This is a genomic window from Sedimentitalea nanhaiensis DSM 24252 (assembly GCF_000473225.1).
GTDB classification, from domain to species: Bacteria; Pseudomonadota; Alphaproteobacteria; order Rhodobacterales; family Rhodobacteraceae; genus Sedimentitalea; species Sedimentitalea nanhaiensis.
Genome location: NZ_KI421509.1, coordinates 1,359,896 through 1,386,758 on the forward strand (window position 1 = coordinate 1,359,896; position 26,863 = coordinate 1,386,758).

Genomic DNA, 26,863 nt, shown 5'->3' on the forward strand with positions numbered 1-26,863 from the left:
TGTGAAAGATAAGCATGCATCGAGGGTCGCCCTGGCCGGCTTTCTTCACGAAACCAATACTTTTGCCCCGTCGCGGGCGGATCTCGCGGCATTCCGTGTCGGCGGTGGCTATGTCCCGATGGTTCGCGGCCGCCAGATGACCGAGGCGTTCCGCAGCGTGAATTTGGGGATGTCGGGCGCGTTCTCCGTGGCCGATGCGCTTGGCTGGGATGTGGTGCCGGTCCTGTGGGCCGGGGCAATCCCCTCGGCCCACGTGACCCGCGACGCCTACGAGCAGATTGCGTCAGAGATCGTGGCCGGTATCCGTGCGGCCGGGCCGCTGGACGGTGTTTTTCTCGATCTGCACGGTGCCATGGTCGCCGAACATCTGGACGATGGCGAAGGTGAGCTTGTACGCCGGGTACGCGCCGTTGTGGGCATGGACGTACCGATCGCGGCGGCGCTCGATCTGCACGGCAATATCTCCGAGGAATTTGTCGATCTCGTCGATGTGTTGGTGGGCTTTCGCACCTATCCACACATAGACATGGCGGCGACGGGTGCCACGGCGGCGCGTTTGCTGGACGGGATAATGACAACCGGCATCCGGCCAGCCAAAGCCTTCCGCCGTATGTCCTATCTTGTACCGATCCCATTTCAGTCCACCGACCTGACACCTGCCGATCGCCTCTACGCCGAACTTGCTTCCGACGAAACAAGGGGCGCACTTTCGGCGTCGCTCTTCATGGGGTTTCCAGCAGCGGACATTCCCGATTGCGGCCCGACGGCCATCGCCTTTGCCGAAACACAGGCGTCGGCAGACCGTGCCGCAGACCGCATCGCCGCAGCATATGAATCGGCAGAGGCAGAGTTTGACGGTGCAACCTACACCGCTGCCGACGCCGTGGCAGAGGCCGCACGGCTGGCGGCTTCAACCGGCAATGGGCCGGTGGTCATCGCCGACACGCAGGACAACCCCGGAGCAGGCGGCGTTTCCGCTACGACGGGGATGCTGCGTGCGCTCATCGATGCGCAGGTGCGCAACGCCGCCATCGGCTTGATCGTCGATCCGGAGGCCGCTCGGACAGCACATAGGGCCGGAAAAGGCGCCATCGTGCGTATTCGCATCGGTGGCCATCCCGGCGTGCCCGGTGACTCGCCACTCGAAACCGAGGCCCTCGTAGAGAACCTGTCGGACGGAACACTGCACGCCACCGGCCCGTATTACGGCGGCACGCGGTTGGACCTCGGCCTGTCGGCCTGCCTATGCATCGGTGGCGTCCGGGTGGTCGTTACCAGCGGGATCGCACAAATGGCCGACCGCGAAATGTTCCGCTTTGTCGGAATCGTTCCCGAAGAACAGGCAATTCTCGTGGTCAAGAGCTCCACCCATTTCCGGGCCGACTTCGCGCCGATTGCGCGTGCCATTCTTGTGGCGCGCGCGCCTGGCCCGATGCCGCTCGACCCAGCCGACCTGCCGTTCACGCGGGTGCGGTCGGATCTGCGGCTGTCCCCCGAGGGCCCCTTTTTCGGGGCTGCGCGTGCCGACTCGGCACGTCCCGATCGCGGCGGTGCACCCGCCACGGTCCAACATCGTAACGCCAACCAACATGGGAAATACACATGCTGACTATGAGATCCGCTCTGAAAGACGCCCGCGGCCTTGCTGCGGCGCTATTGACGGGGACCGCGCTGCTCGCGCCCGGCAGCCTTCTGGCCCAGGAGGATGAAACCACCATTACCGCCGTAATGCATTCCGGCCTGCGTGTTTTGGACCCTGTTATCACGACCGCGCACATCACCCGAAATCACGGATACATGATTTATGACGTGCTCACCGCTGTGGACGCCGACTTCAAGCCGCAGCCGCAGATGGCCGATTGGGAAATTTCCGAAGACAACCGGACCTACACATTTACCCTGCGCGAGGGGCTGAAATTCCACGATGGCGCGCCTGTCACCGGCGCGGATGTCGTCGCCTCACTGAAACGTTGGGGCAAGCGCGATTCAGGCGGTCAACTGATCTTTGACGTGACCGCAAGCCTTCAATCGCCCGACGACAAAACCGTCGTCTGGACCCTGACCGAACCCTTTGCCCCTTTGCTGGACGTGATTTCCAAACAATCCGCCGTACCGCCTTTCATCATGCCCGCGCGGGTGGCCGAAACCTCTGCGGATGAGACGATCACGGAATATGTCGGCTCCGGCCCCTTCGTATTCAACGAAGAAGAGTACGAACCCGGCGTGAACGTCACCTATGAAAAGTTCGACGACTATGTCCCGCGTGACGAACCCGCCTCCTGGATGGCCGGTGGCAAAGTCGTGAATGTCGACCGGGTCGTCTGGACGACGATGCCCGACGCGCTGACCGCGATCAATGCGCTGTCGGCCGGCGAGATCGACTACCTCGAGCAAGTGCAGATCGATCTGCTGCCAATTCTCGAAAGCAACCCGGACGTCACCGTAGAAACCCGCGATGAACTCGGCTACGTGACCATCGGTCGCCCCAACCACCTGCTCCCGCCCTTTGACAACAAGCTGATCCGCCAGGCTGCAATGGCCGCATTGGATCAGGAATCCATGCTGGCCACGATGCAAGGCGATCCGGCCTACTATAACGTTTGCGGTGCGATCTTTGGCTGCGCGACACCATTGGGTAACGAAGCGGGTTCCGAGATCCTGACCGGCGGCGCAAACATCGAGAAGGCCAAGGCGCTGCTGGAAGAGGCGGGCTATGATGGGACACCCATCGTGCTGATGGCGCCGACGGATGTGACCAGCCTGATCAACCAGCCGGTTGTGGCTGCGCAGGCCCTGCGAGAGGCGGGATTCGAAGTTGATATGCAGTCGATGGACTGGCAGTCGCTCGTGCAGCGCCGCGCCCAACAGAACCCGGTCGCCGAAGGCGGGTGGAACATGTTCTTCACCAACTGGATGGTGCCTGAAATCTCGGATCCCCTGATCAACGTGATGGTCAACGGCCGTGGCGATGACGCCTGGTTCGGCTGGCCGACGGATCCCAGGGTCGAAGAGCTGCGCGCAGCATTTGTTGCGGCCAAAGACGACGCCTCGCGGAATGAGATCGCAGTGCAGATCCAGGAACATGTGATGGACAACGTGAACTACATCATGATGGGCGAATACCTGATCCCGCAAGCACGGCGCACCGCGATCAGGAACATGATCCCATCGCCGGTCCCGGTGTTCTGGAACATTACCAAAGCGGCCGAGTGATCCGCCCGGAGGGCGCGCGCCCTGCGCGCTCTCCATCTCCAGAGGCCGCCCTCGCTCGCTTGAACTCCCCGTTTCGCCACAAGGAAGACCCGGAACATGTTCGTCTATATCCTGAAACGCGTGCTGGCCACGATCCCAGTCATGCTGATCGTCGCGATCTTCGTGTTTCTGCTCTTGCGCCTCACACCCGGAGACCCCGCCGCCATTCTGGCTGGCGATGCCGCAACCCCGGCACAGCTGGACCGCATTCGGGAACGTCTCGGCCTTAATGATCCGCTCCTGACACAGTTCTTCACCTGGATGGGCCAATTGGCGCGCGGCGATCTGGGCGTGTCGCTGCTCTCCAACACATCTGTTGCCGGGATGGTGGCGGACCGGCTGGGACCGACCATCAACATCGCGCTGATGACGATTGTCATTTCCGTCGCGTTGGCCGTTCCGATGGGCGTGATCGCCGCGTGGCGTCACCGCACCTGGGTTGACTTCTTGGTCATGTCCTTCTCGGTGCTCGGCTTCTCCGTTCCGGTTTTTGTCATCGGTTACATCCTGATCCAGATTTTCGCGATCGAGCTCCGCTGGGTGCCGGTGCAGGGCTACAAGGATCCCTCGGAGGGGTTCGGTGCCTTCTTCAGCCGCGCGATCCTGCCCTCGCTGACGCTGGCAACCATCTACATCGCGCTGATCGCACGGATGACACGCGCCTCGATGCTGGAAGTGCTCGGCGAGGATTACATCCGCACTGCCCGCGCCAAAGGTGTCCGCGAAAACGTCGTGCTATTTCGACATGCGCTGCGCAATGCCGCCGTGCCGATCCTGACGATCATCGGCACCGGTTTCGCGCTTCTGATCTCCGGCGTGGTGGTGACGGAAAGCGTGTTCAACATCCCCGGCATCGGGCGGCTTACCGTTGATGCGATCCTTGCGCGAGACTACCCGGTTATCCAGGCGATGATCCTGCTGACCGCCGGTATCTACGTCTTCGTCAACCTCTTAGTTGACGTTTCCTATTCCCTCTTCGATCCAAGGATCCGGTACTGACATGACAGAGTTTCCACACGCGCGGCGCAGCGCCTTTCAGGTGCTTACGGGGCTGTTTTCTCTGCCGCCAGGAGCCCGCGTCGGCATCGGCCCGGTGATCGCCGCCGCGATCCTCGTGATCATCGTGCTCGCTTCGGTCATGGCGCCGTTGTACGTGCCCTATGACCCGCTGGCGATGAATGCCATGGCCCGCCTCAAGCCCCCGTCAGAGGAATTCCTGTTGGGCACCGACCCCTACGGCCGGGACACCTTTTCCCGGGTAATGACCGGGGGGCGGGTCTCGCTGCTCATCGGCGTCGGCGCCGCGCTGGTCAGCGTCACCGTGGGCCTCTTCATCGGGCTTGTCGCAGGCTTCTTCCGAGCAGCGGACAGTGTGATCATGCGGATCATGGACAGCCTCATGGCAATCCCCGCAATCCTGCTGGCCATCGCACTGGTCGCGCTGAACGGCCCCAGTCTCGGGTCTGTCATCATCGCGATCACCGTGCCGGAAATACCACGGGTTGTGCGCCTGGTCCGCTCGGTGGTGCTGTCGGCGCGCGAAGAGCCATATGTAGAGGCTGCCATCGCACTTGGGTCCTCGATGCCCAAAATCCTGATTCAGCATCTGATGCCCAACACATTGGCGCCGCTGATCGTGCAGGGCACCTATATCTGCGCCTCCGCGATCCTAATCGAGGCAATCCTCAGCTTCCTCGGTGCTGGCGTGTCGACCGAGATCCCGACCTGGGGCAACATCATGGCGGAGGGGCGAACCTATTTCCAGATCAAGCCCGGTCTGATCTTCTGGCCGGGACTTCTGCTGTCGCTGTGTATCCTTGCCATAAACCTGCTGGGCGACACGGCACGCGATCTGCTCGACCCGCGCATGAAAAAACGCGAGGGCTAAGGCATGGAGTTCAAATCAAAAGACTTTTCGAACGCGCCCCGCGTCCTCAAGATCCGCAAGCTCAAAGTCGGTCTGACCGGCCGCCCGAACGCGGCGCCGGTGCTCGACGGCATCGACCTCGACATCCGCGCCGGGGAAACCCACTGTCTTGTAGGAGAATCCGGCTCGGGCAAGTCGGTCACCTCGCTTGCCGCCATGGGGCTGCTGCCCAAGGGTGCGCTTGAGGTGCAAGGCGGTCTCATCGACCTCGAAGGCTTCGAGATCACCAGCGCATCCCCGTCGCAGATGCGCGAGCTGCGCGCCCGCCGGATCGCGATGATCTTTCAGGAGCCGATGACCGCGTTGAACCCGGTCATTCGGGTAGGCGAGCAAATTCTGGAAGTGCTGAACACGCACAGTGATCTGAGCCCGTCTGAAGCAAAGAAACTTACTCTCGATATGATGGAGCAGGTGCATCTGCCGGATGTGGAACGTATCTACTCCGCCTTCCCGCACCAGCTGTCGGGCGGTCAGCGGCAGCGTATCATGATCGCGATGGCCCTGATCCTCGATCCGGATCTTCTGATCGCAGACGAACCAACGACGGCGCTGGACGTGACCACGCAGCTGCAGATATTAAAGCTCATCGCGGAAATGCAGGAACGGCATGGCACCGCCGTCTTGTTCATCACCCACGATATGGGCGTCGTAGCGGAAATCGCCGATACGGTGAGCGTCATGCAAAAGGGCCGGATCGTCGAACGCGCCCCAATCCGTGAGCTGCTGACCGACCCGAAAGAAGCCTATACACGCAAGCTGTTGACCGCAGTGCCCAACCTTGCCCCCCGCCCAGCACGTGGCGATGTTGCCGAAAAGGACGTGGTCACAGTTCAGGGGCTGGACATGGCCTATGGCGGTGGCGGCTTCTTCCGAAAGTCCGACAGGGTCAAGGCCGCGCGCGACGTGAACTTCAGCATCCCGCCAGGCCGCACGCTTGGGATCGTGGGAGAATCGGGCTCGGGCAAATCCACCGTGGCGCGCTGCATTATGCGGTTGATCGACCCGACGGCGGGCAAGATCACCGTCGCGGGCACCGAAATTGCCCGGTTGTCCCGCCGCCAGTTGCAACCGCACCGCAAGCACCTCCAGATCGTGTTTCAAGACCCCTACCGGTCACTTAACCCACGCTGGACAGTGGCGCGCAGCCTTTGCGAAGGGCCGATCAACTTCGGCACCTCGCGAGACGAAGCGATGACCAAGGCCGCCGAGTTGATGGAATTGGTCGACCTGCCACGCGACGCATTGGACCGGTATCCGCACCAGTTCTCCGGAGGGCAGCGCCAGCGTATCGCGATTGCCCGTGCCGTCGCCATGAAGCCTGACCTGCTGGTCGCAGACGAGGCGGTTTCGGCGCTGGATGTCAGCGTGCAGGCGCAAGTGCTGGATCTGCTCGACGACATCCAGGAGAAATTCGGCGTCGCCATGTTGTTCATCACGCACGACCTGCGGGTCGCGGCGCAAATCTGCGACGACGTGCTGGTCATGCAGAAGGGTTTTGTCGTCGAACACGGACCGGCGGGCCAGGTCTTGTCGACCCCCCGCCACGATTACACCCGCAATCTGATCAATGCGGCCCCGGGCCGCAACTGGGATTTTTCCAACTACCGCGCGCTCGATCACGCGCCTGCACCCAAAGGAGCCATCGCATGAGTATTATTCCCAGGATTGAGGCCTTCGCCGACGAACTGACCGAAATCCGCCGCGATTTTCACGCCCACCCGGAACTCGGGTTCGAGGAAGTTCGCACCGCCTCCATCGTCGCCGAGAAGCTTCGCGAATACGGCGTTGACGAGGTCGTCGAAGGCTTCGGCGGCACCGGCGTGGTTGGCCTGATCAAGGGCCAGGGCGGTGGCAACCGCCGGATCGGGCTGCGGGCCGACATGGACGCCCTTCCGATAGAAGAGGCGTCAGGCGTCCCCTTTGCCTCGACCAACCCGGGCCGCATGCACGCTTGCGGCCATGATGGGCATACCACCATGCTGTTGGGGGCGGCGCGTTATCTGGCGGAGACACGCGATTTCAACGGCACCGCCGTGCTGATCTTCCAGCCCGCCGAAGAGGGCCTGGGCGGAGCGCGCAGGATGATCCAGGAAGGGCTCTTCGAAAAATTTCCCTGCGACGAAGTTTACGGCATGCACAACGACCCGAATTCCGAATTCGGTGTGGTCCGCGTCACACCCGGACCGGCAATGGCGGGGGCGACCTTCTTTGACATCACCGTCAAGGGCACCGGCAGCCACGCGGCGATGCCGCACCAGTCCAAGGACCCCATCGTCATTGGTGCGAATCTGGTTCAGCAACTGCAGACCATCGTCAGCCGCAACACCCCCCCGACCAAGCCGGTGGTGCTCTCGGTGACCAGGTTCAACTCGGGTTCGGCCTACAATATCGTGCCGGATACAGCCGTCATATCGGGGACGATCCGATATTTTCATGACGACGTTTCGGAACTTGCCGACCAGCGCATCCGCGAGCTTTGCAGCGGAATGGCACAGGCACACGGGATCGAAATTGATGTCAATCTTCGCAACGTGTTTGATGTGCTGCTGAACGACCCAGACCTCACGACGGCCTATGTGGCTGCGGCAGCAGAGGTCGTCGGCGCCGACATGGCCGCCGAAACCATGGACCAGGCGACCGGTTCAGAAGATTTCGCCGACATGCTCAAAGTTGTTCCGGGGGCCTATTGCTGGGTGGGGCACGCGGGAAACGTTCCGCTGCATAACCCGGCCTTCGTGCTTGACGATGCGATCCTTCCCGTTGGGGCCTCGATTTATGCGCGCATTGTAGAATCACGGCTGCTCAAAAGTACCGCCGACTGATCGCGGCACAGCCCCGGCTGTTCTCTTTCGAAACCCGAAAATTCCCTGATCGGCCCCGTGCCGACCCCGAAAGGAACCAATCAATGACCAACCCGCTGGCTCTGCCTTTTGATGCCGACGAGATGCTTGCAGGGCTGACACCCTGGATCGAGACCGAAAGCCCGACTTTCGACACCGCAGCTGTCAACCGCATGATGGACGTGGTTCAGCACGACCTCGCAGCGCTCGGTGCCCGGGTCGAGCGGATACCGGGCCGTATGGGTCTGGGCGACAGTGTCCGCGCGACCATGCCCCATGCCAGGGCAGGTGAAGGCGGAATACTGCTCCTTGGTCACCTTGATACCGTTCATCCGGTCGGTACGCTGGCAAAACTCCCGTACCGGCGTGAGGGGGATATCTGCTATGGCCCGGGTTTGATGGACATGAAAGGTGGCAACTACGTCTATCTGGACGCGCTGCGCAAACTGTTGGCGGCAGGTGTCCAAACACCGCTGCCGGTCACCGTGCTGTTTACTCCAGACGAAGAGATTGGCACGCCCTCGACCCGCGAGCTGATCGAAACCGAGGCAAAGCGGCACAAATTCATCCTCGTCCCCGAACCTGCGCGCCCCGACGGTGGTGCCGTGATCGGGCGCTACGCCATCGCGCGCTTCGACCTTCAGACGCGCGGCAAGCCGAGCCATGCCGGCTGGGCTCTTTCCGATGGGCGTTCGGCCATCGCAGAAATGGCAAAATCGGTGGCCCGGATCGAGAGTATGACAACCGACGACTGCACCTTCTCGGTCGGGGTCTTCAATGCGGGGCAATGGGTCAATTGCGTCTCGTCGGTCTGTAATGCCGAGGTGCTGTCAATGGCAAAGACCCAGGCCCTGCTGGATGAGGGTGTTGCGAAGATGATGGCGCTCAACTCGAATGAGGGTGAAGTGGTAATGGAAGTACGCCGTGGCGTCACCCGCCCTGTCTGGGAGCCTGACCAGCCAGGCACCATGGCGATGTTGTCGCTCGCTCAGGAGATTGCCGGCGAGATCGGGTTCGGGCTGACAGGCAGTTCAGCGGGCGGCGGATCGGATGGCAATTTCACAGGTTTCCTGGGACTGCCGACGCTCGATTCCATCGGCGTGCGGGGCAAGGGGCTGCATACGCTGACCGAACATATTTTTGTCGACAGCCTTGTCGAACGGGCAAAACTGGCCGCCGCGCTCTACTGCCGTCTGGGCGCCTGATGTCTGACGCCCTGTCCCGCTCCATGGAAATCCGCAGGCACGTCGTGGACACCGACCGTGGCGTTGTCGGCTCTCAGCACCGGCAGGCGGCTGAAGCCGGAACCCAGGTGCCGCGATGCACTGGCGCACCGATACCGGCAAAGCGCAGGCGCTAGATTTTGGCATGCGTGCTCCTGCGGGTCTGCGGATTGGGGGTTTCCCGCTGTCGGGCACAGGTATCGCGGGCGATCTGTCCGCTTGGGAGCGGGAGGCCGGAGATCGCAACGTTCCGGGCGCAAAGGCCATCGCTGTTCCGGCTATAGAACATGCGCGCATGTAACCGGTGAAGTGATCACCGCTTGGGGCGGCGCCGTCGCGGAACCCGATTAAATAGTGCGGAATGCGTAGCGGCCCCGCAACGGCCAAGGGATCAGGATCCAGCATTGCCCCGCATACCCTTCTGGGGCAAGAACCGGCCTGGTCCAGTAGACTTTTGACGTGATAGGAAATGACATGAAGAATTGGAAGGCGCGGGCAGCCGAGCTTTATGATGGCAGCTTTCGACCGATGTTCATTGACGGCCAATGGTGCGAAGCACGCTCTGGCGAGACAATCACAGCGTACAACCCGGCCGATGGGTCGGTACTGGCAACTGTCCCCAAGGGCGGAGCCGCCGACATAGACGCGGCCGTATCCGCCGCGCGCAAGGCATTCGAGGGACCGTGGTCCAGGTTCACGCCCTTTGAACGGCAGGCGCTGTTGCTGAGAATCGCCGACAGGTTCGAGGCCGAATGGGACACCCTTTGCCTGTCGGACACGCTGGACATGGGCATGCCGATCCAGCGCACCCTCGGCAATAGCCGCAGGGTTCTGGGCATGCTGCGCTACTACGCGGGACAGGCGGTCGCGATCCACGGCGAAACCATTCCGAACTCCTTCCCCGGCGAGATCTATTCCATGACCGTGCGCGAGCCTGTTGGCGTCGTCGGCTCCATCATCCCGTGGAACGCCCCGATTGCCGGCTCGATCTGGAAGATCGCCCCCGCTTTGGCGACCGGCTGTACGACCGTCTTGAAACCTTCCGAGGAAGCCTCCCTGACCGTGCTCATGATAGCCCGGATCATGCAGGAAGCGGGGCTTCCCGATGGCGTGCTCAACATCGTCACCGGGTACGGTGCCGACGCCGGCGCGGCGCTGGCCGCACATCCCGGGGTGGACAAGATCGTCTTCACCGGCTCGACCGCGACCGGGCAGGCTATTGCGCGCGGCGCCACCGGCAATCTCAAGCGGGTCTCGCTGGAACTGGGCGGCAAGTCCCCGGTGATCGTCTGCCGGGACGCGGATATTGACAAGGCCGTGCCCATCGCGGCGATGTCGGTCTTTGCAAATTCCGGACAGATCTGCATTGCCGGGTCGCGTCTGTTTGTGGCCCGCGAGATTCACGACGAGTTCCTGGGTCGGGTTGCCGATTACGCGCAAAATCTGAGAATCGGGCACGGAATCGAGGAGACCACGGAAATTGGGCCGATCATCTCCGCCCGCCAGGCGGATCGCATAGCCGGCTATCTCGATACCGCCAGGCGCGAAGGGGCCGAAGTGCTGGCCGGCGGGTCGCGGGCCGAGGGTTCGGAGCTGAACGGCGGGCACTTCTTCCAGCCGACCATCTTCGGAGGCGTGACCGACCAGATGACCGTCGCACGCGAGGAAATCTTTGGCCCGGTGATCTCGGCCATGCCCTTTGACACCCTGGACGAGGTGGTCGAGCGCGCAAACGCAACCCCCTACGGGCTGGCGGCAGGCGTGTTCTCGACCCACCTGGGAACGGCGCACAAGCTCGCACATCGCCTCAAGGCCGGGTCGGTATGGGTCAACATGTATCACGCCATCGATCCGGCCGTCCCATTCGGCGGGGTCAAGATGTCGGGCTATGGGCGCGAAGGCGGGCGTGAGCACGTGGAAGAATACCTCGACACCAAGGCGATCTGGATCAATGCAGACTGACCCAAACGACCGGCGGGGGAACCGGGCCATCTTGCGGGTCCGGCCCCCCGCGCATCCATCGACAACAAGAAACAGGAGAACGCCACAATGAAAGTCGGAATCGTCGGGGTCGGTTTGATGGGCCACGGCATCGCTCGGAACGTCATGCGGCGCGGGGGCTATTCGCTCAGCTTCCTGGACCACCCTGGAAATCAGCCGGTGGACGAATTGATCCGTCTCGGCGCTTCCCCCTGCAAGACCCCCGCGGAAGTGGCCGCAGCTTCAGATGTGGTGATCGTTTGCGTCACCGGTTCTCCCCAAGTCGAAGCCGTCGTGACCGGCGAAACCGGGCTCCTTTCGGGCCTGACTCCCGGAACGGTGATCGTCGATTGCTCTACCGCGCTGCCGGAAACGACCCGACGCATGGGCGCAGCGGTTGGCGCCGCTGGCTGCGGCTATGTCGACGCTCCGATGACACGGACGGCGAAACACGCGCACGAAGGGCAGTTGAATCTGCTGGTCGGCGGCGATCCCGAACTTCTGGAGAGAGTCCGCCCGGTGCTGGCCTCCTTCACAGAAGACGTAAAGCATGTCGGCCCCCTCGGTCAGGGTCATGAGCTCAAACTGCTCCACAATTACGTCTCGATCGGTTTTATGACCCTGCTTGCAGAAGCCGCGGCCCATGCCGCCGATGCGCATGTCGATGGACAGGTGCTTGTCGACGTCCTCGCAGGCGGGGGCGGCGCCAGCGCGGCGCTGGACAGGCTGGCCCCCTTCATCGTCGAGGGCGACCGCGAGGGGCTGCCGTTCGCCATCGCTAACGCGCAGAAGGATATCAACTATTTCCGGGACATGGCGCGGCAATCAGGCGCGCAAAAGATCATCGCAGACGGGGTCGCGAACGCAATTTCCGCCGTGACGGAAAGCGGGAACGGCCAAGCCTATCTACCTGAACTGGTGAATCTTTTTCGCAAACCCCCAAGGGTTGATGGCGTTTGATCTGACCCTGTAAAGGAGACTTGCGACCGAACTGCGGCCTGTATACCAAACACATGTTAAACAAAGGGGACATTATGACATTCACCTTCCGCGGGCTGGCTGCTGCCGGCGCTCTCATTGCAACCGGCCTGCCGGCCTCTGCACAGACTGAAGTCAAGATCGGTTACGCACTTGCGCCCGACAGCCATTACGGTGTTGCCGCGAAGACCTTCGAAGAGGTCCTCCTGGCCGAAACCGGCGATCAGTTCACCTTCACCCATTTCCCCTCTTCGGGCCTTGGCGGCGAACGCGAAGTCATCGAGGGTCTGCAGCTGGGCACCATCGAAGTGACCATCGTCTCTTCCGGCACCTTGGCGAACTTCGTACCCGACACGGGCGTATTCGACATTCCCTTCCTGTTCCGGGATCTCGATCATGCACGTGCGGTGCTGGACGGGCCGATCGGTCAGGACATTCTGGCCAAATTCGACAACGTCGGTCTTCACGGCCTGGCCTGGGGCGAACAGGGTTTCCGGCACATCACCAACAACCGCAATCCGATTCACACCCCGGCAGATGCAGAAGGGCTGAAAATCCGTACGATGGAAAACCCGGTGCATCTGGCAGCCTTCAACGCCATGGGCGCGGCACCGACTCCCATGGCCTGGCCCGAGGTGATCTCGTCGCTGCAACAAGGCGTGATCGACGGTCAGGAAAACCCGCTTTCGGTGATCGTTTCGGTGAAACTGAACGAAGTGCAGGAATATCTCACCCTCTCCGGCCACGTCTACTCCCCGGCGATGCTGCTGGTCTCCAAGCCGTTCTGGGAAGGGCTCGACGACAGTCAGAAAGCAGCCTTCGAGACGGCTGCAAAGGCAGGCGTGCAGGCGATGCGCGGCTATGTTGACACTGTAGAGACCACCGGCGTCGAGACGCTCAAGGAGCGTGGCATGAAGGTCAATGAGTTGTCGGTCGAGGAAAAGGCAAAGTTCCAGGAGGCCATCGCCTCGGCCTACGAAGGCTATTACGAGACCTACGACAAGGGCCTCGTCAACGCGATCGTCGATTTCGAATAAACCTTCACAGCCGGCGCCCCTCTTGGGTGCCGGCCTTTCCACCAAGGGTGCCTCTTGAAGAGACTGGAAGACATTTTCGTCCTGCTCAACGCTTGGGCACTGATCCTGATGCTGGCGGCCATGACCCTGATCGTCGGCAGCAATATTGCCTTGCGCTATGTGACCGCGCATTCCTTGCCCTGGGCGGATGAGGCGGCCCGCTATCTGATGATCTGGATGACTTTCAGCGGCGCGGGGCTCGCACTGCGCTACGGCGGCCATGTGGCGATCACCAATCTTCAGGATGCGCTGCCGGCGCGCGGGCAAACCATCATGCGCGCGGTCCTCGCACTCGGGTTGCTGATCTTCTTCGGTTTCATGGTCCTTGTTGGCATCCAGTACGCGCAGCGGATGCAGTATCAGGTGACCCCCGCGTTGCGCATCCCATTCCTCTATGTCTATGCCGCCATGCCGGTCGGCTTCACGCTGCTGATCGCTCATCTGGCGCTCATCGCCCGCCAGTTCATCGCAGCGGGCACCTACAGACGCCGCGACGCCGATGATGACGAACCAAACACGTTGCCCGGGGGTGCCAGTGGCTGAAATTCTATTCCCACTCCTGTTTATCCTTCTGGCACTGGGCGTTCCGGTCGCCTTTGCCATGGCAATCTCGGTCTTTGCCGCGCTGAGCTTCGGATCGAGCTATCCCAACCTCGTCGTGGTAAAAGAGATGTTTTCCGGCCTCGACAGCTTCCCTCTCCTGGCGGTCCCCTTCTTTATCCTGGCCGCTGAAATCATGACCGGGGGTGCGATCACGCTGGCCATGCTGCGTCTGGCCCAATCGCTTGTCGGTCATCTCAGAGGGGGGCTGGGCCATGCAAATGTCGTCAGTTCCGCCATGTTCGCCGGCATTTCGGGCAGCGCGCTTGCCGATGCGGCCGGCCCAGGCACGATGATGATCAGGATGATGGAACGCGGTGGCTATGACCGCGCCTATGCCGGGGCCCTCACAATCGCAAGTTCTGTCGTCGGGCCAATCATTCCGCCCTCGATCACCATGATCATCTACGCCATGCAGGACCAGTCCGTTTCCGTGGGATCGCTCTTCATGGCGGGCGTCCTGCCCGGCATCCTGATCACCTTTATGGTGCTGCTCGCCAACGCGCGCGTCAGTTACCTCCGCGGTTACGCCTCGGGCGCGGCAATGCCATCTGTCCCTGAAATCGCACGCACGGCGCTCTACGCGGTTCCGGCCCTGATGCTGATCCTGCTGATCGTGGGTGGCATTCGCTTTGGCGTCTTTACACCGACCGAAGCGTCCGTCATCGCCGTGTTCTACGCGCTCATCGTCGGGATGTTCGTTTATCGGTCGTTGCGCTTTCGGGATCTGCCCGACATCATCCTCAGGGCGGCACTGACCTCAGCCGCCGTGCTGTTGATCCTTGGCGCAGCGCGGGCGTTCGCATGGATTCTGATCATCGAAGGCATACCGCAGTTCCTTGCCGAGACCATCATCGCATGGGACTTGTCTCCGATCGTTTTCCTGCTCTGCGTGAACCTGCTCCTGCTCATCTTCGGCCTGTTCATGGATCCGCTGCCGGGCGTGATGATCCTGGTGCCCATCCTCGCCCCGATCAGCTTCGCGCTTGGGATCGATCCCAATCACTTTGCCATCATCGTGATCGTCAACTTGACTTTGGGCCTGACCACGCCACCCGTAGGCAGTTTGATATTCGTTGTCTCCTCGACCGTTCATCTCAAACCGTCAGCCTTGATAAGGGAGATGCCGCCGTTCTTCCTGGCCCTTGCGACAGCACTGCTTTTGATCACCTTCATCCCGGCCCTGTCCGTCTGGCTGCCGCAGGTCAGCGGGTTCTAGCTCGGATTTCATACCCGGCCCCCAATGCTGCACATTCACGCGCGGGCACGCTCGGGCGGTGGCGCGCGCACGAGCTGGCGATGTGATTGGAACGGTCCGCCCCATGTTTGGCGAGGCACAATGCCGATAATCTCTCGGATCCGCCGAAATACCACCAGCGACCGAAAGCCCCGGCAGATTTCTCTGCCGGGGCTTTTGGGTCACGCGGTTGCAAGACCACCTACAAGATTCGCCCAACCGCAAACAGATGTCGCGCAGGGCACAAATGCGGCATTGATAGTGACCATGCGCAAGCTAAAGGAATAGAGTCAGCATGAGCCTGCCTCTCTATCTCCATCAAAAATTCAACGGAAAACCCTGCAAAACAAGGTGGTACCCAAGGCCGGACTCGAACCGGCACGTCCGTTAGGACGGGGGATTTTGAATCCCCTGCGTCTACCATTCCGCCACTTGGGCCTCGTCCCTGATCTAGCGCCGGTGCGCGGCAAGGTCCAGAGCCAAAAATCATCCGCCCCCCTTTAACGTCCGGTTGACCCGACAGGCGGTCCATGGTTTTGCCAGAGCGTTCAGGAACCAGAGGCGACGCCCCGATGATCAGACGCATTTACGACCGGACCATGACCCTGGCCGATCATCCCCATGCGCTCTGGTGGCTGGCACTGGTGGCCTTTGTCGAAAGCTCGGTGTTTCCGATCCCGCCCGACGTGCTGATGATCCCGATGATTCTGGCCCGCCCCTCGCGGGCCTGGCTGATAGCAGGCGTGGCGCTGGTGGCGTCGGTGCTGGGCGGGATGCTGGGCTATGCCATCGGCATGTTCGCGTTCGAAAGCATCGGCCAGCCGATTCTGGCCGCCATGGGCAAGGCCGACGCCATGGCCGCCTTTAACGAACGGTTCAACGATTTCGGCTTCTGGGCGGTGCTGACGGCGGGGGTCACTCCGTTCCCCTACAAGGTGATCACCATCATGTCGGGCTGGACCGCCATGCCGTTGGCCACCTTCATCGCCACCTCGATTCTGGCCCGTTCCCTGCGGTTCTTTGTGGTCGCGGGGTTGCTGCGGGCCTTCGGTGCGCCGATTCGCGATTTCATCGAACAGCGGCTGGGGCTGGTGTTCACCCTGTTCCTGCTGCTGCTGGGCGGCGGCTTCTTTCTGGTAAAATACCTATGACACGCAAACTCCTGATCCTCGCCGCGGCGGGCGGTTCGCTGGCCCTGCTGCTGGGGGCTTACGGCTTTCAACACCTGGGCGGCATGGCCCCGTGCAAACTGTGCCTGTGGCAACGCTGGCCCCATGCAGCGGCCATCCTGATCGGGGCGCTGGCGCTGGCGCTCCCGGGCCGCCTTCTGCCCCTGCTGGGCGCGGGGGCCGCGCTGACGACCGCAGGTATCGGGATCTATCACACCGGGGTCGAAAACGGCTGGTGGCCAGGACCGAACACCTGCACCTCAGGTCCGATCGGCAAGTTGACCCCGCAGGAACTGATGGATCAGATCATGGCCGCGCCGCTGGTGCGCTGCGACGATATCCCGTGGCAGATGCTGGGCCTGTCTATGGCCAGCTGGAACGCCGTCGCCTCGATTCTGCTGGCCACGCTGTGGATCCTGGCCGCCCGCAGGACCGCCTGACCCGACGCCATCACGTCGCCTTGCGCGTCGACAGAAGCAGGCTGGTTTCGCTGGTGCTGATCCCGTCGAACCGACGGATCTTGCCCAATGCGGTGTCCAGCGCCTCCAGCGTTTCGGTCCCCAGTTCCACGATCAGATCCCAGCGGCCATTGGTCGAATGCACCGCCCGCACCTCGGGCAGACCATGCAACAGCCGGATCACCCGCTCGGTGCCGCGCCCCTCGATCCCGATCATCATCAAACCGCGCACCGGATCGCGCAACGAATCCTCTTTCAGCACCACGGTAAAGCCCAGAATGACGCCACGCTGCTGCAACCGTTCGATCCGCGACCGCACGGTGGTGCGCGACAGGTTCAACTCCAGCGCCAGTTCCGACAGGGATGCGCGCCCGTCATGACGCAGCGCCGCAATCAGCCGTTCATCCATTTTGTCCATTTCGCCCCTCCGTTTCGCTAAAAATACATGCGAAACGATCAATTCACAGCCTTTTCTTCGCCCCGATCCGGAGACACTTTGCATGCAGACCCACAAAGCGAGGCTGACATGACACACAAAACCTGCATTCTGATCGGCGCCCCCGTGGACAGCGGCAAGGAGCGACGCGGCTGTCTGATGGGCCCTGACGCCTATCGCACCGCCGGACTTGCCGAGGCCCTGACCGATCTGGGCCACCGGGTGCAGGACATGGGCAACCTTTCGCCCGCCGCGCATACGCCCGACACCGGCGAGGGCACGCTTTACCGCCCCAACGAAACCATCGCCTGGACCCATCGCCTGATCCGCGTCGCCGAAGATGCGATGGCGCGCGGCATGCCAATCTTCCTGGGCGGCGATCACGCCCTGTCGCTGGGCAGCGTGGCCGGGGTGGCCAACCATGCCGCAGCCAGGGAACGGCCGCAATTCGTGCTGTGGCTGGACGCGCACAGCGATTTTCATACCCCCGAAAGCACCGCCTCGGGCAACCTGCACGGCACGCCGCTGGGCTATGTCACCGGGCGCGCGGGCTTTGGCGGCTTTCCGGCCATCACCAACCCGATCCCGCAGGAAAACATCTGCATCATCGGGCTGCGCTCGGTCGATGCCGCCGAACGTCAGGCCCTGCAGGACACCGCGATTTCGCGTCACGACATGCGCGAGATCGACGAGACCGGCATCGCCAAACCCCTGGCCGCCTTCCTGGATCGCGTCGCCGCCGCCAACGGGCTGCTGCATGTCAGCCTGGACGTCGATTTCCTCGATCCGATGATCGCCCCCGCCGTGGGCACCACGGTGCCGGGGGGTGCCACCATCCGCGAAGGCCACCTGGCGATGGAGATGATCTGCGACAGCGGCCTGATGTCCTCGCTCGATCTGGTCGAGCTGAACCCGTTTCTGGACGATCGGGGCAAGACCGCCCAGGTGATGGTCGATCTCGCTGCCTCGGCCCTTGGCCGCCGCGTCTTCGACCGCCCGACCTGAGATCCGGCATGACCCTGCAAGCCCCCACATCCGTGGTGATGATCCGCCCGCACGCGTTCCGCTCCAATCCGCAAACCCGCGCCGACAACGCCTTTCAATCGGCCCTGCCCCTGACGGACGGCGAAATCGCCCAGCGCGCCCGCGCCGAATTCGACACCGCCGTGGCCAAGATGCGCCAGGCTGGCATCACCGTGCACGTGTTTGACGACACGGGCACCGACACGCCGGATTCGGTATTCCCCAACAACTGGTTCTCGACCCATGCGGGCGGCCATGTGGCCGTCTACCCGATGTTCGCCGAGAACCGCCGCCGCGAACGGCGCTGGGACGTGATCGACCTGCTGAAACGCGACTACCGGGTGCAGGACGTGATCGACTATTCCGGGCTGGAACCGGACGGTCTGGCGCTGGAAGGCACCGGCGCCATGGTGCTGGACCATGCCGAACGGGTCGCCTATGTCGCGCGCTCCAACCGCGCAGATCCGGTCCTGCTCGAGCGGTTCTGCACCCATTTCGGCTTTGAGCCCGTGGTGTTCGACGCCGTGGATGCCACCGGCCTTCCGGTCTATCACACCAACGTGCTGATGGGCATCGGCACCGCCTATGCGCTGGCCGGCCTGCCGCTGATCCCCGATGCCGCCCGCCGCGCCACCGTCGCCGCGCGGCTGGCCGAACCGGGCCGCACCGTGATCGAACTGACCGGCGATCAGATCGCCAACTTCGCGGGCAACGCCATCGAACTGACCGGCACGGACGGCCAGGTTCTGGTGCTCTCGGCCCGCGCCCTCGCCTGCCTGCGTCCCGACCAGGTCGAGATCATTTCCCGCAGCGCCAGCCTGTTGCCGCTGGACCTGCCCACAATCGAAACCGCCGGAGGCTCGGCCCGCTGCATGATCGCGGGCGTGCACCTGGCCCGACGCTGAAAGACACGACCATGACACAACCTTCCGACAAGGCGCTGGTGCCCTTCGTTTCCGTCGATCACATGATGCGCCTGATCCACCACATCGGCATCGAACCGATGCTGCGCGGGCTGGCCGACTATATCGAAGCCGATTTCAAACGCTGGGAGCTGTTTGACAAGACCCCCCGCGTCGCCAGCCACTCCGCCGAGGGCGTGATTGAACTGATGCCGACCTCGGACGGCGAGGTCTACGGCTTCAAATACGTCAACGGCCATCCCAAGAACACCGCCGAGGGGCTGCAGACCGTCACCGCCTTCGGTCTGCTGGCCGATGTCGGCAACGGCTATCCGGTGCTGCTGAGCGAAATGACCATCCTGACCGCGATGCGCACCGCCGCCACCAGCGCCATGGTGGCCAAACACCTCGCCCCCAAAGGGGCCGACACGATGGCGATGATCGGCAACGGCGCGCAATCGGAATTCCAGACGCTGGCGATGAAGGCGATCTGCGGGCTGAAATCCGTGCGTCTCTATGACACTGATCCCGCCGCCACCGCCAAATGCGCCGCCAACCTGGCCGGGCACGGGCTGAACGTGGTGGCCTGCGACACGCCCGAAGACGCCATCCAGGGCGCGCAGATCCTGACCACCTGCACGGCGGACAAGCAATATGCCACCATCCTGACCGACAACATGGTCGGCGCAGGCGTGCATATCAACGCCATCGGCGGCGATTGTCCGGGCAAGACCGAACTGGCGCCGGCGATCCTGCACCGTTCGGATATCTTTGTGGAATTCCCGCCCCAGACCCGCATCGAGGGCGAGATCCAGCAACTGGCCCCCGACCACCCGGTGACCGAACTGTGGCAGGTCATCACGGGCGCTGCGGCGGGCCGCACCTCGGATCGCCAGATCACCCTGTTTGATTCCGTCGGCTTCGCGATCGAGGATTTTTCCGCCCTGCGCTACCTGCGCGATCAACTGCCCGCAACCGGCCTCTATCACCCGCTCGACCTGCTGGCCGACCCGGACGACCCGCGCGACCTGTTCGGCATGGTCCAGCGCGCGGCGTCCTGATCCCGCGCCAATTCCGGCTTTTGCGGATCTCTTTCGCAAAAGCCCCTCCCGCCCAATCTCCCCCATCCCTGGCCGCGTCATTGACACCTGGCTGGAACAGGTCTATTCCGGATTCGTTATGATATAACATAACATAAATTCTGAAACCCGTTCCTTTACAAAGGTCCAGATGATGCACACAAAGATGATCCAAACCTTCAGCCGACTTGCCGCAGTCGCGGTGCTGGCGATCGCCGCCCAGGCGCATGTCGCGCACAGCGGCTCGGACAAGACCCACAACCACGGCACCGACGATATCTATCGCGGATATTTCGACGACGCCCAGATCAAAGAGCGCACGCTCGCCGATTGGCAGGGTGACTGGCAATCGGTCTACCCCCATCTTAGGGACGGCGCACTGGACCCGGTCATGGCGCACAAGGCCGAGCATGGCGACAAAACCGCCGAGCAGTACCGCGCCTATTACGAAACCGGCTATCAGACCGATGTCGACCGCATCGTGATCCAGGGCGATAGCGTGACCTTCGACCGGGGCGACGCGCAGGCGCAGGCGACCTACGCAAGCGACGGCTACGAGATCCTGACCTATAAAAAGGGCAACCGGGGGGTCCGCTATATCTACAGGAAAGCCGCCGGGGACGCTGAAGCCCCGCAGTATATTCAGTTCAGCGACCATCATATCGCGCCCGAAAGCGTCGGACACTACCACCTCTACTGGGGCGAGGACCGCGCTGAGGTGCTGGCCGAACTGACCAACTGGCCCACATATTTCCCCTCCGGCATGACCGGCGAGGAAATCGCCGCCGACATGCTCGCGCATTGACGCGGCACCCGCGCCGGTGGTTGACTCGACAGGGGCGCGCGCCCTGTTAATCCGGCGCGGGGAGATCCTGCGTATATACGCGGTATGTACAGGGTCTGTACGGCAGCCATATGGCGGTTTTGGCCGCATCCTCCTTGTTAACCTGGGCCTGCGTCACGTTTCGCGCCGCCGGAGCCAACGCCGGGTTTACCATCCGTTCATCTTTGGCCCGCGCGGCGCTCACGCCTCCAGTTCCGCATCCCAATACAGGAAATCCATCCAGCTGTCGTGCAGCTGGTTGGGCGGAAATCTGCGCCCCATGTTGCGCAGCTCTTCGGCCCCGGCTGGCGTGGCGGTTTGCGCCATCGTACTTCGCGCCGACCGCAGATTTGAAACGCAGCCAGGACCGGGTCGCCGTCGTCGTGGGCCTGATGGAGGAACAGGGTTATCTGACACGAGGCGAAGCGGAATTGGCGCGAACAGAGCCTGCAGTTCTTTCGGAAACGGCTGAGCGAATTCGAGGCGAGTATTTCGCTGACTGAGTGATGGAGAGCGAGCCTGAATTCCTGACCCGGAAAACGACAGAGGACGTGTTCACCCGGACGACCTTCGATCCGCGCATCCAGAAAAGCGCGGAAGATGCCCTTGCTTGGGTATACGAAAACCGGATCGACCCCGAATCCAAGGTTCAAGCCGCCATTGTGGTTATTTCGGCGGACGGGGCCATCCGTGCCATTGTTGGCGGACGCCAGTTCAGAGACGTTGAGGGTCAGTTCAACCGCGCCGTTCATGCCAAGCGGCAGACCGGATCTGCCTTTAAGCCCTTTGTTTATGCCGCCGCGCTGGACCTGGGCCGCAGCCCGCTGGAGGTCATCGTTGATGAACCTGTCACTATTCGGGCGCCGGGAGCGCCGGCCTGGTCTCCGCGCAACTTCACCCGCCGCAATTACGGCGCGGTCACGCTGCTCGATGCACTCAGCCGGTCACTGAATATCCCGGTTGTCAAACTGTCCCAGGAGATCGGCCTTGATGCTGTCCGTTCGGTCGCCGAGGGTTTCGGTATCAGGAGCGGTCTGGCGAGCGGTCCGGCACTGGTGCTGGGAGTTTCCGAGGCGTCGCTTCTGGAAATGAGCAGCGCCTATGCAGGATTTCAGAACAAAGGCAGCCAGGTCGTTCCCTATGGCGTGTCGGAATTGCGGCTGCTGGGCGAAACCGAGCCCCTGATCACTCATCATAGCGGCATTCAAGAGCGGGTGATTTCCGAAAAGGCCGCAGCGCAGCTGAACTACATGCTGCACAGGGCCGTTGAGGCCGGTTCCGGCAGGCGGGCCAGGATCCCGGGGCTGGAGCTTGCTGGCAAAACCGGAACGACGCAGTCGCACCGTGACGCTTGGTTCATTGGATTCAGTGCGGATTATGTCGTTGGCGTCTGGATGGGACATGACGACAACCGTCCCCTGCACGGAGTTACAGGCAGCGGGCTTCCCACGGAAATCTGGCGGGAAACTATGATCAGGATTCAGGCTGATATGCCGGGAGCTCCGCTTCCAAGGTCGCCTACGTTTCTGGCTGTGCGGGAAAATTCCGGGACAGGGGGGACACAAGTGGCAAGGGCTCTACTGAGGGTCTTGCTGCTGCTGGGAAATAGAGAAGTGACCATATGCGCCGCCATAAGGATCAGTACCGGGCAAGGGAGGGAATGAACCATGAGGGCATTGGTATGCTACGCTTTGAGTATACTAATCATATTCACCGCAGTGAACCGGGTTGAGGCCGGAGACGCAGATTTCATGATGGACGCGCGAACCGGGCAGATCCTGACTTAAAGCAGCGCGGACTCTCTCAATCATCCCGCATCCCTGACGAAAATGATGACGCTCTACCTGACCTTCGAAGCCCTTCAGACTGGCCGCTTGCAATGGGTACAGCAGCTTCCTGTCTCCCGCCATGCGGCCAATCGGGTTCCGACAAAATTGGGTATCCGCCCCGGTGAAAAAATCACTGTCCGGGAAGCCGTTCCTGGAATGATTGTGGTTTCCGGCAATGACGCGGCAGTGGTTGTTGCCGAGGAGCTCGCGGGATCTGAGAAGGCTTTTGCACGGATAATGACGGCGCGCGCACATGATCTCGGAATGCGCAGAACCGTCTTCAGGAACGCATCCGGCCTGCCCGACAGGCAGCAGCTCACAACAGCCCGTGAAATGGCTCTCCTGGGTATCGCACTCATGCGAGACTTTCCTGATGAGTACAGGCTGTTCAGGCGGCGCGCGATGAAGTTTCGTGGCCGCTCCCGCTACGGGCATTACCGGCTCCTGTCCAGCTATGCCGGAGTGGATGGGATAAAGACCGGCCATACCAACTGGTCAGGGTTTGATCTCGTGACCTCTGCCAAACTGGAAAACCGGTGTATCGTTGGCGTTGTGATGGGCGCAAAATTTTTCGATTTGGGCTCTGCGCCCGCTTTCGCGGCGTTTTGCCCGGACGCTGGCTATGGAAGCGCCAATGCCAGCGCATCGACTGAAGCCGCAGAGTCTCAGGTACAAAGCCTGCGTGGCGAACGGCGGGTTCCAATCCGCCCTCAACCTCGATCACGCCGCATTGGCATTGGGCGGCAGTGAGCCCGTTCAAGACATGTGAAGTTCGCCGCTCTGACCCAAAAGGCTGGGCGGCGAACGCGGTTATCTCCTGAACGCCGAAACCATCAACATCATTGGGCGCTCCATCTCTTCGGCCAGCCCCGGCATCGCCGCGATTTGGTCCGGCGTAGGTGCAAACTCCTCGATCCGGCGCAAGGCGAAGTCCGCACCGATCAGGGCGTTGAGCGTGGTGGCCAGCGTCCGGTGGTGCTTCAGCACTCCCTTGGCGAACCAGTCGGTGCGGCGCTCACCCTCAATAGAATAGCCGTTGACCGGCCATGTCTTGCGGCCATCTTCGTCCAGCGTCCAATGCGGGTGGGCGGCGGCCATGAAGATCGGGTGTTCGATGGTGAAGACCAGATCGCCGCCGGGCGTCAGCGCGCGGTGGATCATGCGGATCAGCCGCCCAAAATCCTGCACGTAGTGGAAGGTCAAAGCGCTGTAGACCAGATCGAACGCCGCCTCGGGCAATTCAAGCGTTTCCAGGTCGGCAATCCGGTATTCGATTGCGGGATCCTCGGTGTCGGCCCTCGCACGTTCGATCATGTTCTGAGACAGGTCAAACCCCAGAACTGAAGCGGCCCTCTGACTGCGGAACCAGCGGGACGCCCAGCCGAAGCCACAGCCCAGGTCCGCCACGCGCTTGCCCGACAGTCCGGGCAACAGTGCCTGAATTGCCGACCATTCCGGCGCACCGTCCAACCCGTCGACCTGACGGGGAAGCTGGCTGTAGCCGGCGAAAAAATCGGGATTATCGTAGATATTCTGTGCCATGTTCATCTCCAGAAAAGAGGGAGGACGAGGCACGTTTTTCACGCCTGGCAACCTCGTCCGAAAGGGCGAGGCCGAGGCTGGCAATCGGCGTGGTCAGTTCGCGTGATCGGCATCCCGGCATCCCGCCAAGGGGATACCGGCCAACCGGGCGACAATGTGGATGTCCTTCTCAACCATGCAGGCTATATCGGTCTGGATGCTGCGTTCGGCACGGGTGGCAGCGACCCGCAGTTTCCTGACTTTGCAAGGCAAAGGCGGCTGGGCATTGCGGATCGGCGCGATAGCGGCCATTCGACGGTCTGCAGCGGACGGGGATTAGCGCTCAAGGTCGGCCCCGAACCGGTCAGAACCTGCCGGGATACATACTCATCATACTTTGGACGTCGGCGTCGCTGGAGAAGGCGTCCGGGTTGCGGGAAAGAACCTCCCAGATGAATTCCCGACGGGCCCGGGCGTCATCGGGCTGCGGTTCCTCAGGGCAGGGGCGCGGGGCGAAGTTGAATACACGCTGGATAAAGCCAAGAGCCTTTTGAAGCGGCGGGACTGTGCAGGCGCTGGTCATGAATGCGTTCATCTCTCGGGCCTTTTCTGTTGCTGCGAAGGTGCCCCCACTGTAGCGGCTGCGCGATTTTCCCGGTATTGGCCGCGGCGATGTGCTATTCTACAAAAATGAAGAACGAATTCCGGAGCTGGACAGAAGTCGGGGTCTTTCTTGCCGTTGTGCGCTCGGGGTCTACCTTGGCTGCCTCGCGCCAGCTCGGCATGGCCCAGCCAACCGTTGCGCGCCGCATCGAAGCGCTTGAGCATGAGCTTGGCGTGACCCTGTTCGAGCGGGACACGCGCGGCTTCCGGCCGACCGAAACAGCACGGGCGATCCTGCAGAACGCGGAAGAAATCGAAGCGGCGGCGACCTGCCTGGCCCAGACGGTTGAAACGCTGCGCAGCACCAGGCCGATCCGGATCACGGCCTATTCCGGCAACTTCTCGCCCCGGGTCGCAACGATCTTCAGCGAATTCTCTTTACTCCGCCCCGATGTCAGCTTCGAATTCCTGCCCAGCGTCGAAGTCCTGGATCTGTCGGCTGGCGAAGCGGATGTAGCATTGCGCGTGACAAGAAGCCCCCCCCATCCAGACCTGATCTGCCGCAAGATCAGCACCGCGCGTTACGCGCTGTTCGGATCCCGTTCCTACGCCGAAAAACACGGGTTGCCGTCCTCGGTCGAAGACCTGTTCAACCATACGTTTGTCAGCTTCCTGCGTGAAGGTGTGGCGTCAGCCTATCACGATTGGCTGATCCGCTATGCGAAAGCCGATCAAATCAGGCAAACCTATTCCGAGATAGATTTGATGCATGCCGCAATCCGGTCGGGTCATGGTCTTGGCATCATGAACGTGAAACTTGCAGAAAGCGATGACACGCTCATCCAATGCTTTGCGCCGCTGGAGGAAATGAACTCGGAGCACTTGATGCTGATCGCACCAGAAGCGTATCGGCGCCCCGAAGTAAAGGCCTTTGCGAAGTTCTTCGCGCCCCGCTATGCCGCCATTTTCAGGTAGAGGCTTCCCGTGAAACCGGAATAGTGAATTGTGCCCCGAACGACCGCTCTGTCCGGCAACTTGCCAGTTCACTACCTGTGCCGCGAAAATCCGTTATTTCAAGTTCTCGCCAAGGACAATGGGTCAGATCTGGCCTGGGAGCGCGAGATCGCTGCATATTGTCCGAAGCGCCGCTCTGGATCGAAAATGGGCACCGCCGCCCTTGGTCCAGCCCCCGACCGCCATGGGCGATCGCGCTCACGCCTCCAGTTCGGCGTCCCAATACAGGAAATCCATCCAGCTTTCGTGCAGGTGGTTGGGCGGAAATCTGCGCCCCATGTTGCGCAGCTCTTCGGCCCCCGGCTGGCGTGGCGGTTTGCGCAGATTCATCCCCGTGCGGTGCAGCGGCTTGGAGCCCTTTTTCAGATTGCAGGGCGAACAGGCCGCCACCACATTCTGCCAGCTGGTCACGCCCCCGCTGGCACGCGGCACCACATGATCAAAGGTCAGATCACCCCGGTCTCCGCAATACTGACAGCGGAATTCGTCGCGCAGAAATAAATTAAAGCGCGTGAAGGCCACGCGCTTTTGAGGTTTCACATAGTCCTTCAGCACCACCACCGAAGGTATTCGGATCTCGGTACTGGGACTGCGCACCACATCGTCATATTCCGCGACGATATCCACCCGGTCCAGCCAGGCGGCCTTGATCGCATCCTGCCAGCTCCACAGACTGAGCGGGTAATAGGACAAGGGGCGGTAGTCGGCATTCAGGACCAATGCCGGGTTCTGGCGCAATGCACCGGGTTCTCTGACGAACTCTGTCCTGAACTCTGCAATCATGGGTGACTCCGTCCTCGCCCTGCCTGCCTGTTTTCGGCACCAGAGCGGGGAACCCGCCCCAGCATGTAAACAACTATATATCGTGGTTGGTCGCTGGCAAGCCTTGATGT

At 62.0% G+C, this 26,863-nt stretch carries 26 protein-coding genes, 1 tRNA gene and 2 pseudogenes; 22 read left to right on the forward strand and 7 right to left on the reverse strand.

Annotation, left to right across the window (positions count from 1 at the left end; genetic code table 11):
- The first annotated feature begins 1 nt into the window (after position 1).
- From NANH_RS25790 to NANH_RS0108435, 13 genes are all read left to right on the forward strand, one after another.
- Positions 2-1,609 carry a M81 family metallopeptidase gene (locus tag NANH_RS25790; protein ID WP_051372301.1) on the forward strand — a complete coding sequence of 536 codons (1,608 nt, stop codon included), beginning with the start codon at positions 2-4 and terminating at the stop codon, positions 1,607-1,609.
- Complete coding sequence (locus NANH_RS0108380; RefSeq protein ID WP_027261626.1) at positions 1,603-3,213, forward strand: ABC transporter substrate-binding protein; 1,611 nt, start codon at positions 1,603-1,605, stop codon at positions 3,211-3,213. Before NANH_RS25790 ends, NANH_RS0108380 begins: the two co-directional genes overlap by 7 nt.
- Before the next feature lie 96 nt (positions 3,214-3,309).
- Entirely contained in the window at positions 3,310-4,251 is a 942-nt protein-coding gene (locus NANH_RS0108385; RefSeq protein ID WP_027261627.1) for an ABC transporter permease, read from the forward strand.
- A gap of 1 nt (position 4,252) precedes the next feature.
- Positions 4,253-5,140: an ABC transporter permease gene (locus NANH_RS0108390; RefSeq protein ID WP_027261628.1), complete on the forward strand. Its 888-nt coding sequence runs from the start codon at positions 4,253-4,255 to the stop codon at positions 5,138-5,140.
- A 3-nt stretch (positions 5,141-5,143) separates the two neighbouring features.
- Complete coding sequence (locus tag NANH_RS0108395; protein WP_027261629.1) at positions 5,144-6,829, forward strand: ABC transporter ATP-binding protein; 1,686 nt, start codon at positions 5,144-5,146, stop codon at positions 6,827-6,829.
- Entirely contained in the window at positions 6,826-8,001 is a 1,176-nt protein-coding gene (locus NANH_RS0108400) for a M20 aminoacylase family protein (RefSeq protein WP_027261630.1), read from the forward strand. Before NANH_RS0108395 ends, NANH_RS0108400 begins: the two co-directional genes overlap by 4 nt.
- A gap of 83 nt (positions 8,002-8,084) precedes the next feature.
- Entirely contained in the window at positions 8,085-9,224 is a 1,140-nt protein-coding gene (locus NANH_RS0108405; RefSeq protein WP_027261631.1) for a M20/M25/M40 family metallo-hydrolase, read from the forward strand.
- A gap of 115 nt (positions 9,225-9,339) precedes the next feature.
- Positions 9,340-9,543: a hypothetical protein gene (locus tag NANH_RS0108410; protein ID WP_027261632.1), complete on the forward strand. Its 204-nt coding sequence runs from the start codon at positions 9,340-9,342 to the stop codon at positions 9,541-9,543.
- Between the two features lie 173 nt (positions 9,544-9,716).
- Positions 9,717-11,204, forward strand: a complete 1,488-nt coding sequence (locus tag NANH_RS0108415; RefSeq protein WP_027261633.1) for an aldehyde dehydrogenase family protein — start codon at positions 9,717-9,719, stop codon at positions 11,202-11,204.
- Positions 11,205-11,291: 87 nt separating this feature from the next.
- Positions 11,292-12,182, forward strand: coding sequence for an NAD(P)-dependent oxidoreductase (locus tag NANH_RS0108420; protein ID WP_027261634.1), 891 nt, complete (start codon positions 11,292-11,294; stop codon positions 12,180-12,182).
- A 74-nt stretch (positions 12,183-12,256) separates the two neighbouring features.
- Complete coding sequence (locus NANH_RS0108425; RefSeq protein WP_027261635.1) at positions 12,257-13,237, forward strand: TRAP transporter substrate-binding protein; 981 nt, start codon at positions 12,257-12,259, stop codon at positions 13,235-13,237.
- A 54-nt stretch (positions 13,238-13,291) separates the two neighbouring features.
- Positions 13,292-13,819 carry a TRAP transporter small permease gene (locus tag NANH_RS0108430; protein WP_027261636.1) on the forward strand — a complete coding sequence of 176 codons (528 nt, stop codon included), beginning with the start codon at positions 13,292-13,294 and terminating at the stop codon, positions 13,817-13,819.
- Positions 13,812-15,095, forward strand: coding sequence for a TRAP transporter large permease (locus NANH_RS0108435; protein WP_027261637.1), 1,284 nt, complete (start codon positions 13,812-13,814; stop codon positions 15,093-15,095). Before NANH_RS0108430 ends, NANH_RS0108435 begins: the two co-directional genes overlap by 8 nt.
- Before the next feature lie 370 nt (positions 15,096-15,465).
- On the opposite strand, the gene NANH_RS0108440 is transcribed toward NANH_RS0108435, so the two are convergent.
- Positions 15,466-15,551, reverse strand: a tRNA-Leu gene (locus NANH_RS0108440).
- A 134-nt stretch (positions 15,552-15,685) separates the two neighbouring features.
- Here NANH_RS0108440 and NANH_RS0108445 point away from each other — a divergent pair.
- Positions 15,686-16,264, forward strand: coding sequence for a YqaA family protein (locus NANH_RS0108445; protein WP_027261638.1), 579 nt, complete (start codon positions 15,686-15,688; stop codon positions 16,262-16,264).
- Positions 16,261-16,722, forward strand: coding sequence for a disulfide bond formation protein B (locus tag NANH_RS0108450; protein ID WP_027261639.1), 462 nt, complete (start codon positions 16,261-16,263; stop codon positions 16,720-16,722). Before NANH_RS0108445 ends, NANH_RS0108450 begins: the two co-directional genes overlap by 4 nt.
- Before the next feature lie 10 nt (positions 16,723-16,732).
- Here NANH_RS0108450 and NANH_RS0108455 read toward each other — a convergent pair whose 3' ends face one another.
- Positions 16,733-17,158, reverse strand: a complete 426-nt coding sequence (locus tag NANH_RS0108455) for an Lrp/AsnC family transcriptional regulator (RefSeq protein WP_027261640.1) — start codon at positions 17,156-17,158, stop codon at positions 16,733-16,735.
- A gap of 108 nt (positions 17,159-17,266) precedes the next feature.
- On the opposite strand from NANH_RS0108455, the gene rocF reads away from it, so the two are divergent.
- The 4 genes from rocF to NANH_RS0108475 all read left to right on the forward strand — a co-directional run bounded on the left by rocF (position 17,267) and on the right by NANH_RS0108475 (position 20,985).
- The gene (gene rocF, locus NANH_RS0108460; RefSeq protein ID WP_027261641.1) at positions 17,267-18,181 is read left to right on the forward strand and encodes an arginase; all 915 of its coding nucleotides are present in this window, start codon (positions 17,267-17,269) and stop codon (positions 18,179-18,181) included.
- Between the two features lie 8 nt (positions 18,182-18,189).
- On the forward strand, positions 18,190-19,104 hold the full coding sequence (gene ctlX, locus NANH_RS0108465; protein ID WP_036049586.1) for a citrulline utilization hydrolase CtlX: 915 nt from the start codon (positions 18,190-18,192) through the stop codon (positions 19,102-19,104).
- An 11-nt stretch (positions 19,105-19,115) separates the two neighbouring features.
- The gene (locus tag NANH_RS0108470) at positions 19,116-20,162 is read left to right on the forward strand and encodes an ornithine cyclodeaminase (RefSeq protein WP_027261643.1); all 1,047 of its coding nucleotides are present in this window, start codon (positions 19,116-19,118) and stop codon (positions 20,160-20,162) included.
- A 184-nt stretch (positions 20,163-20,346) separates the two neighbouring features.
- Complete coding sequence (locus NANH_RS0108475; protein WP_211237082.1) at positions 20,347-20,985, forward strand: ZinT family metal-binding protein; 639 nt, start codon at positions 20,347-20,349, stop codon at positions 20,983-20,985.
- Between the two features lie 219 nt (positions 20,986-21,204).
- On the opposite strand, the pseudogene NANH_RS29265 reads toward NANH_RS0108475, so the two are convergent.
- Positions 21,205-21,326, reverse strand: a pseudogene (locus NANH_RS29265) (HNH endonuclease); the annotation flags it as partial.
- A gap of 183 nt (positions 21,327-21,509) precedes the next feature.
- Here NANH_RS29265 and NANH_RS25795 point away from each other — a divergent pair.
- Both NANH_RS25795 and NANH_RS25800 read left to right on the forward strand, forming a co-directional pair.
- Positions 21,510-22,667, forward strand: coding sequence for a transglycosylase domain-containing protein (locus NANH_RS25795; protein WP_051372303.1), 1,158 nt, complete (start codon positions 21,510-21,512; stop codon positions 22,665-22,667).
- 144 nt (positions 22,668-22,811) lie between these two features.
- Positions 22,812-23,582 (forward strand): annotated as a pseudogene (locus NANH_RS25800) (D-alanyl-D-alanine carboxypeptidase family protein); the annotation flags it as partial.
- Between the two features lie 60 nt (positions 23,583-23,642).
- Here NANH_RS25800 and NANH_RS0108490 read toward each other — a convergent pair.
- From NANH_RS0108490 to NANH_RS0108500, 3 genes are all read right to left on the reverse strand, one after another.
- Positions 23,643-24,374: a class I SAM-dependent methyltransferase gene (locus tag NANH_RS0108490; RefSeq protein WP_027261645.1), complete on the reverse strand. Its 732-nt coding sequence runs from the start codon at positions 24,372-24,374 to the stop codon at positions 23,643-23,645.
- 93 nt (positions 24,375-24,467) lie between these two features.
- Positions 24,468-24,665 (reverse strand): hypothetical protein, encoded by a 198-nt coding sequence (locus tag NANH_RS0108495; protein ID WP_027261646.1) that lies wholly within the window; start codon positions 24,663-24,665, stop codon positions 24,468-24,470.
- 52 nt (positions 24,666-24,717) lie between these two features.
- Positions 24,718-24,948, reverse strand: coding sequence for a hypothetical protein (locus NANH_RS0108500; protein ID WP_027261647.1), 231 nt, complete (start codon positions 24,946-24,948; stop codon positions 24,718-24,720).
- A 77-nt stretch (positions 24,949-25,025) separates the two neighbouring features.
- Between NANH_RS0108500 and NANH_RS0108505 the strand changes: the two genes are divergently transcribed.
- Positions 25,026-25,931, forward strand: coding sequence for a LysR family transcriptional regulator (locus NANH_RS0108505; RefSeq protein WP_161631366.1), 906 nt, complete (start codon positions 25,026-25,028; stop codon positions 25,929-25,931).
- A 237-nt stretch (positions 25,932-26,168) separates the two neighbouring features.
- On the opposite strand, the gene NANH_RS0108510 is transcribed toward NANH_RS0108505, so the two are convergent.
- A complete protein-coding gene (locus tag NANH_RS0108510; protein WP_027261649.1) occupies positions 26,169-26,753 on the reverse strand; it encodes an HNH endonuclease in 585 nt (194 codons plus the stop codon).
- Between the last annotated feature and the right edge of the window lie 110 nt (positions 26,754-26,863).

Bases quoted from the DNA above. Each gene is read 5' to 3' on its own strand.
- NANH_RS25795 (WP_051372303.1), top strand. From the start codon at position 21,510: ATGGAGAGCGAGCCTGAATTCCTGACCCGGAAAACGACAGAGGACGTG.
- NANH_RS0108380 (WP_027261626.1), top strand. From the start codon at position 1,603: ATGCTGACTATGAGATCCGCTCTGAAAGACGCCCGCGGCCTTGCTGCG.
- NANH_RS0108450 (WP_027261639.1), top strand. From the start codon at position 16,261: ATGACACGCAAACTCCTGATCCTCGCCGCGGCGGGCGGTTCGCTGGCC.
- NANH_RS0108490 (WP_027261645.1), bottom strand. From the start codon at position 24,374: ATGGCACAGAATATCTACGATAATCCCGATTTTTTCGCCGGCTACAGC.
- NANH_RS0108455 (WP_027261640.1), bottom strand. From the start codon at position 17,158: ATGGACAAAATGGATGAACGGCTGATTGCGGCGCTGCGTCATGACGGG.
- NANH_RS0108500 (WP_027261647.1), bottom strand. From the start codon at position 24,948: ATGAACGCATTCATGACCAGCGCCTGCACAGTCCCGCCGCTTCAAAAG.
- NANH_RS0108395 (WP_027261629.1), top strand. From the start codon at position 5,144: ATGGAGTTCAAATCAAAAGACTTTTCGAACGCGCCCCGCGTCCTCAAG.
- NANH_RS0108415 (WP_027261633.1), top strand. From the start codon at position 9,717: ATGAAGAATTGGAAGGCGCGGGCAGCCGAGCTTTATGATGGCAGCTTT.
- NANH_RS0108475 (WP_211237082.1), top strand. From the start codon at position 20,347: ATGATCCAAACCTTCAGCCGACTTGCCGCAGTCGCGGTGCTGGCGATC.
- NANH_RS0108510 (WP_027261649.1), bottom strand. From the start codon at position 26,753: ATGATTGCAGAGTTCAGGACAGAGTTCGTCAGAGAACCCGGTGCATTG.
- NANH_RS0108495 (WP_027261646.1), bottom strand. From the start codon at position 24,665: ATGGCCGCTATCGCGCCGATCCGCAATGCCCAGCCGCCTTTGCCTTGC.
- NANH_RS0108420 (WP_027261634.1), top strand. From the start codon at position 11,292: ATGAAAGTCGGAATCGTCGGGGTCGGTTTGATGGGCCACGGCATCGCT.
- NANH_RS0108505 (WP_161631366.1), top strand. From the start codon at position 25,026: ATGTGCTATTCTACAAAAATGAAGAACGAATTCCGGAGCTGGACAGAA.
- NANH_RS0108405 (WP_027261631.1), top strand. From the start codon at position 8,085: ATGACCAACCCGCTGGCTCTGCCTTTTGATGCCGACGAGATGCTTGCA.
- NANH_RS0108385 (WP_027261627.1), top strand. From the start codon at position 3,310: ATGTTCGTCTATATCCTGAAACGCGTGCTGGCCACGATCCCAGTCATG.
- NANH_RS0108400 (WP_027261630.1), top strand. From the start codon at position 6,826: ATGAGTATTATTCCCAGGATTGAGGCCTTCGCCGACGAACTGACCGAA.
- ctlX (WP_036049586.1), top strand. From the start codon at position 18,190: ATGACCCTGCAAGCCCCCACATCCGTGGTGATGATCCGCCCGCACGCG.
- NANH_RS0108390 (WP_027261628.1), top strand. From the start codon at position 4,253: ATGACAGAGTTTCCACACGCGCGGCGCAGCGCCTTTCAGGTGCTTACG.
- NANH_RS0108445 (WP_027261638.1), top strand. From the start codon at position 15,686: ATGATCAGACGCATTTACGACCGGACCATGACCCTGGCCGATCATCCC.
- NANH_RS0108410 (WP_027261632.1), top strand. From the start codon at position 9,340: ATGCACTGGCGCACCGATACCGGCAAAGCGCAGGCGCTAGATTTTGGC.
- NANH_RS0108425 (WP_027261635.1), top strand. From the start codon at position 12,257: ATGACATTCACCTTCCGCGGGCTGGCTGCTGCCGGCGCTCTCATTGCA.
- rocF (WP_027261641.1), top strand. From the start codon at position 17,267: ATGACACACAAAACCTGCATTCTGATCGGCGCCCCCGTGGACAGCGGC.
- NANH_RS0108470 (WP_027261643.1), top strand. From the start codon at position 19,116: ATGACACAACCTTCCGACAAGGCGCTGGTGCCCTTCGTTTCCGTCGAT.